The 6685-nt window shown below is 71.7% G+C and carries 6 protein-coding genes; 2 read left to right on the forward strand and 4 right to left on the reverse strand.

The window, feature by feature from the left end; translation table 11 throughout:
- Positions 1-27: 27 nt before the first annotated feature.
- On the forward strand, positions 28-2700 hold the full coding sequence (locus ABZS69_RS34000; protein WP_355379467.1) for a serine/threonine-protein kinase: 2673 nt from the start codon (positions 28-30) through the stop codon (positions 2698-2700).
- Here ABZS69_RS34000 and ABZS69_RS34005 read toward each other — a convergent pair.
- From ABZS69_RS34005 to tnpA, 4 genes are all read right to left on the reverse strand, one after another.
- The gene (locus ABZS69_RS34005) at positions 2697-3623 is read right to left on the reverse strand and encodes a pirin family protein (RefSeq protein WP_355379468.1); all 927 of its coding nucleotides are present in this window, start codon (positions 3621-3623) and stop codon (positions 2697-2699) included. The two genes, ABZS69_RS34000 and ABZS69_RS34005, sit on opposite strands and share 4 nt — an antisense overlap.
- Positions 3624-3665: 42 nt before the next feature.
- The gene (locus tag ABZS69_RS34010) at positions 3666-4787 is read right to left on the reverse strand and encodes an MBL fold metallo-hydrolase (protein WP_355379469.1); all 1122 of its coding nucleotides are present in this window, start codon (positions 4785-4787) and stop codon (positions 3666-3668) included.
- Between the two features lie 261 nt (positions 4788-5048).
- Entirely contained in the window at positions 5049-5738 is a 690-nt protein-coding gene (locus ABZS69_RS34015) for a DUF3152 domain-containing protein (protein ID WP_355379470.1), read from the reverse strand.
- 159 nt (positions 5739-5897) lie between these two features.
- Positions 5898-6314 (reverse strand): IS200/IS605 family transposase, encoded by a 417-nt coding sequence (gene tnpA / locus ABZS69_RS34020; RefSeq protein WP_355379471.1) that lies wholly within the window; start codon positions 6312-6314, stop codon positions 5898-5900.
- Positions 6315-6341: 27 nt separating this feature from the next.
- On the opposite strand from tnpA, the gene ABZS69_RS34025 reads away from it, so the two are divergent.
- The coding region (locus tag ABZS69_RS34025) for a helix-turn-helix domain-containing protein (protein ID WP_355379472.1) at positions 6342-6685 on the forward strand (344 nt) is incomplete at its 3' end.

Genomic DNA, 6685 nt, shown 5'->3' on the forward strand with positions numbered 1-6685 from the left:
GCAAGATTCGCCGCTCATAATGCGCCCATGCCGCCGATAACTGAACTCAGAGCAGGAGATCCCTCCGGTCTCGGAGGCTACGAGATCCGGGGACGGCTGGGAGAAGGCGTTCAGGGTGTCGTCTATCTGGGCGTCGACGGGCAGGGGAGGCAGGCGGCCGTCAAATGGCTGCGGCCCGAGCTGGCGGGTGACGGGGCGGCGGCGGAGCGGTTCGCCAGGGAGGTGACGGCGGCGCGGCGGGTGGCGCCGTTCTGCACCGCGAAGGTGCTGGACAGCGGCGTGCACGACGGGCGCCCGTACATCGTCAGCGAGTACGTGGACGGCCTGGCGCTGGACCGCGCGGTCCGCGAGGAGGGGCCGCGCACCGGGCCCGCGCTGCACCGGCTGGCCATCGGCACCGCCACCGCCCTCGCCGCGATCCACCAGGCCGGCATCGTGCACCGCGACTTCAGCCCCGGCAACGTGCTGCTGGGCAGCGAGGGGCCCAGGGTGATCGGGTTCGGCATCGCCACGGCGCTCGACGTGACCGCCGGCGACACCACCGTGCCCGTGGGCGATTCGGCGTTCCTGGCGCCCGAGCAGCTCGTCGGCGATGCCGTGGGGCCGGCGGCCGACATGTTCGCCTGGGCGTGCACCGTCGTCTTCGCGGCCGGCGGCGCGGGGCCGTTCGCGGCCGAGAACATGCCCGCGACGGTGCAGCGCGTGCTCAACGCCGAGCCGGATCTGGGGCGGTTGACGGGTACGTTGCGCGAACTGGTCGCGGCCTGCCTGTCCAAGGAGCCCGGTCGCCGGCCGACGGCCGAGCACGTGATCCACCGCCTCCTGGAGCACCCGACCTCGAACCCGGACGCCCTCCACCGCGCCGCAGCCGCCATCGGCGGCCTCCCTCCGGGCTCACCCCCGATGGGGCGCACGCCTCCCGCGAGCGGCCCGTCACCGATGGGTGGCGCGCTGGCGAGTGGTCCCCACTGGGTGGGCGGCGCGCCGACGAGCGGTCCCTCGCCGGTGGGTGGTGTGCCTGCGAGTGGTCCTCAGCCGGTGGGCAGCGCTTTCGCGATGGGTGACGGGCCCTCGGCGGGCGGCACGCCTACGCCAGGTGGCGGGTCGCCCGTGGGCGGTGCGACGCCGTCGAGCGGTGGGTCGCCGATGGGTGGGGGGTCCTGGCCGGGTGGTGCGCCTCCGGCGGCAGGTGGGGCACCGCTGGGTGGTGCGGCTTCAGGGAGTGGCCCGACGCTGCCGAGTGGTGGGGCTTCAGGAGGTGGCCCGACGCCGTCTGGGGGTGGGGCTTCGGTAGGGGAGGGGGCTCAGTGGCGGGGGCCTGGGGCGGATCGGGCCGGTGGGTCTGGGCCGCAGGGGTGGTCTGGGCAGCCGCCGTATCCCCAAGCGCCGTATCCCCAAGCACCGCATCCCCAGCCGCCGTATCCCCAGCCGCCGTACCCACCTCCGTCCTATCCACCGTCGTACCCCCCGCCGCCGCAGGGGCAGTACCGGCCGTTGGGGGGTGAGCAGCCGCCCCCGCCCGGCGGGCGGCCGGGGTTTGAGGCGCCCGTCCCGTTCCAGCAGCCGGGTACGCCGCCCACGGGCATCCCGTACGGCGGCCCGCCCCCGTCCAACCGGAGGAACTGGCTGATCGGCGGGGCCGTCGCGGGCGTGGCGCTGGTGGCGGCGATCGCGATCGTCGTGGTGACCGTCGTCAACCTGCCCCCCAAGCCGCAGGCATTCCCGACACCCGCCACAGCCACCACCACGGCCACGGCCACGGCGTCCCCCAGTCCCACCGCGTCCCCGGTCCCGACCGCGAACCTCATCCCGGTCCGGCTCCCCGACACCGACGCCACCGTCTACGAGAGCCCGGACGACCCGGTCAGGCTGACGACCTACATGGTCAGGGACCCCAAGTCCAAGAACTGGGTGTACCACGCCCGCGACTCCCTCACGGGAGGCTTCACGAAATATCAGGACCAATGGGAGGCCACGCTCTCCCCGGACGGCCGCTACCTAGCCAAGCGCGGCAAGAACTTCGTCGACAACTACGACGCCGTGGAGATCACCGACAAGACGACGGGCGAACGGTTCTCGGTCAAGACCTCGCGGCAGCCGCTCAGCGCGTACATCCAGGCCTGGTCCCGCGACAGCACCCGCCTGCTGCTCAACGTCGGCAACCCGGTCAAGGACACCTGGCAGTCGACCGGCTTCGCCATCGTGGACGTGACCACCAGGAAGGCCGCAGTGGCCTCGCTCAGGGAGAGCTCCCTGAAGAACATCAGGTACGGCTTCGACGACGCCGACACCGGCGTGGTCGCGATGTCGATCGACGCCGGGCAGCAGGCGCTGCGCTTCTTCGACGCCGGCGGCCTGCGCGTCCGCCGCATCCCGAACGTCGGCGCCGGCATCGCCGACGAGCTGTTCTCGCCGTCGGGCAGGCTCTTCGTCACCAACTGCCCGGGCCTGGGCAGCGGCAACAACTGCGTGTACGACAGCCGGACCGGCGCCGAGGTGAAGCGGATCGAGACGGCCTGCGGCGGCCTGGCCGCCTGGTTCGACGACGATCACCTGCTCTGCTGGGTGCGCCCGGACGCCACCGCCGACAAGCAGCAGGTCCAGGTGATCGACTTCACCGGGAAGATGGTGCGCCTGCTGGCCGAGGTTCCGGCCAAGGGCGAGGACCTCGAGGTCGTCTACACGGTCCAGAAGGGCTAACGCACCCGCCCGCGCGGCTTCAGCCGGATGGCGGGCAGGACGGGCGCGGGGAGCGGCGCCCCGTCGAACCCCTCGACGGCGCCGAACCCCTCGCCCTCCATCCAGTCCTTGCGGAACGCGGCGATCTCGTCGTGGGTGCGGCCGACGAAGTTCCACCACATGACGATCTCCTCGCCGAAGGGCTCGCCGCCGATCAGCAGCACCCGGCCGCGCCCCGACAGCCGCAGCGCGGACCGCCCCGGTGGCAGGTAGACCATCGCCCCCGCCTCCAGCTGCTCGATCGCGCCGTCCAGCAGCAGCACGCCGTGCTCGAAACCGGGCGAGAGCGGCACCTCGCACGTGCCGTCCACCGCGATCTGGGCCCCGACCAGCGGGCTGAACGCGGTGGCCGGCGACGCGACCCCGCCGAGCGACCCCATGACGACGGTCGCCTCGAAGCCGGGCCCCGAGAGCACGGGCAGCGCCGGATGGTGTTCGAACGCCGGCCCGGTGTGCCGGTGCTCGCCGGGCAGCGCCACCCACAGCTGCACCCCGTGGAGCACCGTCTCCGGCGACTCCTCCGAGTGGGAGATGCCGCGGCCGGCGGTCATCAGGTTCAGCTGGCCGGGGCGGATCTCCTGCAGGGTGCCCAGGCTGTCGCGGTGCAGCACCTCGCCCTCGACCAGCCAGCTCACCGTCTGCAGGCCGGTGTGCGGGTGCGGCGGCACCCGCATCGTCGCGCGCTGGGGCCCGTAGGCGTCCACGAAGCACCACGCGCCGATCATGCGCCGGTGCACGCCCGGCAGCGTCCTGCTCACCAGCATCGCGCGCGGCCCGCCCAGCGGCACCTCGCGCCCCATCAGCACCTCGCCGCCGGCACCCACCTCTGGGCCCGCGTCGGCGCCGCAGCGGATCTCCCGCGGGTCAAGCTCCAGGTTGCTCACGCCAAGACTGTACGGGCCGCGCGGGCGAAGGTCAGGTGAGGGTCAGGCGAGGGTCTCCCACCAGCCCTCCACCACCTGGGCGGCGGAGGCGTCCACGGCCTCGCCGGGGCGGGGTACGACGATCTTGACGTCCCGTGCCTTGGACTCGCGCCACAGCCGTTCCACCGGCTCGGACCACGGGTGCAGGGCCAGCGTGAAGGTCGCCCAGTGGACGGGGAGCAGCAGCGAGCCGCCCAGGTCGAGGTGGGCGTTGACGGCCTCCTCGGGGTTCATGTGGATGTCGGGCCAGGCCGGGCTGTAGGCGCCGATCGGCATCAGCGTCAGGTCGAACGGCCCGTGCGCCGACCCGATGCCCCGGTAGCCCTCGAAGTATCCGGAGTCGCCCGCGTAGAAGACCCGCTTGTTCGCCCCGGCCACCACCCAGGAGCCCCACAACGTGTCATTACGGGTGAAGGCCCGGCCGGAGAAGTGCCGGGCCGCCGTGGCGACGAAGCTCAGCCCCGCCACCTCGGCCCCCTCCTCCCAGTCGAGCTCGATGATCCGGTACGACGGCACGCCCCACCGCTCCAGGTGCGCCCCGATGCCCAGCGGCACCAGGAACGGCGCCTTCTGCGTCCTGAGCAGCGAGCGCACGGTCGTCAGGTCGAGGTGGTCGTAGTGGTCGTGCGAGATCACGACGGCGTCGATCGCCGGCAGCTCGCCCAGCTCGACCGGCACCGGGTGGTGCCGCTTGGGGCCGACGAGCTGCGAGGGGGAGGGCCGCTTGCTCCACACCGGGTCGAACAGCACCCGCCTGCCCTCGATCTCCACCAGCGTGGAGGCGTGGCCGTACCAGATCGCGCGCACGCCGTCGGCGGGCGCCGGGTCGGTCGGCGGGACGCGCAGCGGGATCGGGCCCGCGGGGCGGCGCTGCTCCTTGTTCTTGGTCAGCTCGCCGAGCAGGCCGGCGGGCGGGGCCGTCATCATGTGGGTCGGCTCGGGCATCGGGTTGAAGAACGTGCCGTCCCTGAACTGCGGCGAGCGCCGCATCCTCGCCGCCCGGTCCGGCCCCGACGTCAGAGGCCGTACGCCCAGCTCGGCGGGGATCTCGCGCAACACCCAGCCCGCGGTCGCCAGGGCCACGCCGCCCGCGAGGACCCGCCGTGCCGTCCGCATTCCTGCCATCAGCCACACTCCCCTGGAAATCTGTGCATCCCGCTCAACCGAGCGGGATTCCCCGGTGTTCCCGTTCTACGATATATCGCGATAGGTTCAGACCGCATCGATCATTTGGTGGCCGGTGTCGCCGGCGCTCCCCAGCGCGCTGCGACGCCCGCCCCGTCCCCGCCGCGGCGACCTCATCGGCTCGATGAACCTACCGGTCGCCATCCTCCCGCCGCACGGCAGCCCCTGCCATGAACGGGTGAGGTGTCGCGACATATGGCCTCACGGTCTGCGGTCCTCGGCCGGTCCGCGGTCGGGGTGGGGCCACGGGTTGGGGCGGCAGCGGTCCAGCGACTTCGACTGCTGGGTCATGACGGGGGCGAGCCGCCCGGGCCCGGGACAGGGCTCGTGGCCGTGCCCCAGGCTGTGCCCGACCTCGTGGCTGATCAGATAGGCCCGGTACGCGGTCAGGTCGCCCCGGTACTGCGGGACGCCCTTCGCCCAGCGCAGGGCGTTGATGACCGAGCGGGTGCCGTTCCAGCAGGACAGCTCGCCCCCGGTGCGGAGGGGCTGGCACTGGAGGGTGGTGAGCAACGGGCTGGACAGGGCGACGCGGACCTGGGCCGGGCCGTGGTCGACGCGTTCGAAGCGCGCCCACCCGCGTACGTCGTTGAGCACCCGATGCACGTCGGCGGCGAACCCGGCCGGGTCGAACGGCAGGCCGGCCTCCACCTCCACCACGTACCGCACCACCTCGCCGGAGCCCGGCCGGGCCGGCGCGCCGCCGGGCACGACCAGGTACCGGCCGGAGGCGGAGTACGGTACCCACACCTCTTTGACGGGGCGCTTCCTGGGAGCGGGGGGAGGCCGGCTCGGCGAAGGCGTGGGGGTGGAGGTAGGTGGGGGCGCGGGGGTCGCGGAGGCGCAGGAGGTCACGAGCAGGACCAGCATCAAGAGCGCGAGCAGCGGCAACGCGGCCTCCCCACAGCGTCACGGTGGGGAGGAAACCGATGTTACCGAAGGCCCGCAGAAAGCCTCGGCCTTCAGGCCGGGGATGAATGCGGTCCCCCTTTTGGGGGATGGCCCGCCGTAGGCGGGGCAGCGCGGAGCGCGGAGCGCGGACCTGGAGCCTCAGGTGGGGTGGCGCTGCTGTTCGATATACGCCTTGATGATCGATAGTGGCGCTCCGCCACAGGAGGCGGCGAAGTAGCTGGGTGACCAGAAGTGGCCGTGCGTTATGGCGCGGTTGACCTGGCCGGTGAACTCCTTGCGCAGGTAGTGCGAGGAGACGCCTTTCAACGAGTTGACGAGTTTGCTGATCGCAACCTTGGGCGGGTAGTGGATGAGCAGGTGGACGTGGTCGTGTTCGCCGTTGAACTCGCGGAGTTCGGCCTCGAAGCTGTCGCACACCTCGATCATGATGTCTTCGCAGCGGCGTAGCATCGCGTCGTCGAACACGTTGCTGCGATATTTGGTGACAAAGACCAGATGGACGTGCATCGCGGAAACCACGTGTCTGCCTCGTCGATATTCCACTTCCTGGCTCATAGACCAGGCGATAATATGTTCGAGTCGGTGAGGCGTGAGCGTCCCGTGGAAGAGGAGGTGTCGCGCGTGCTGGAGGGCCGGAAGTACCGCCTGGAGTTCGACTTCGGGCAGCGGGCGTTCGCCGAAAGGCTGGGCGGAATCTGCCGGGCCGTGTGGAACACCGGTCTCGAACAACGGCGGGAATACCGGCGACGCGGGCAGTGGATCACCTATGCCGAGCAGTGCAGGCAACTCGCCGACGCCAAGAAGGACCCGTACTGCCACTGGCTCGCCGATGCCCCCGCCCAAGTGATCCAGCAGACCCTCAAAGACCTGGACCAGGCGTGCCGCAAGCATGGCACGTGGACAGTGCACTGGAAGTCGAAGGCGAA

The organism is Nonomuraea sp. NPDC005650, assembly GCF_040605375.1.
Lineage (GTDB): Bacteria > Actinomycetota > Actinomycetes > Streptosporangiales > Streptosporangiaceae > Nonomuraea.

Excerpts from the sequence above, each read along its gene's own strand:
- ABZS69_RS34000 (WP_355379467.1), top strand. The coding sequence starts at position 28 with ATGCCGCCGATAACTGAACTCAGAGCAGGAGATCCCTCCGGTCTCGGA.
- tnpA (WP_355379471.1), bottom strand. The coding sequence starts at position 6,314 with ATGAGCCAGGAAGTGGAATATCGACGAGGCAGACACGTGGTTTCCGCG.
- ABZS69_RS34010 (WP_355379469.1), bottom strand. The coding sequence starts at position 4,787 with ATGGCAGGAATGCGGACGGCACGGCGGGTCCTCGCGGGCGGCGTGGCC.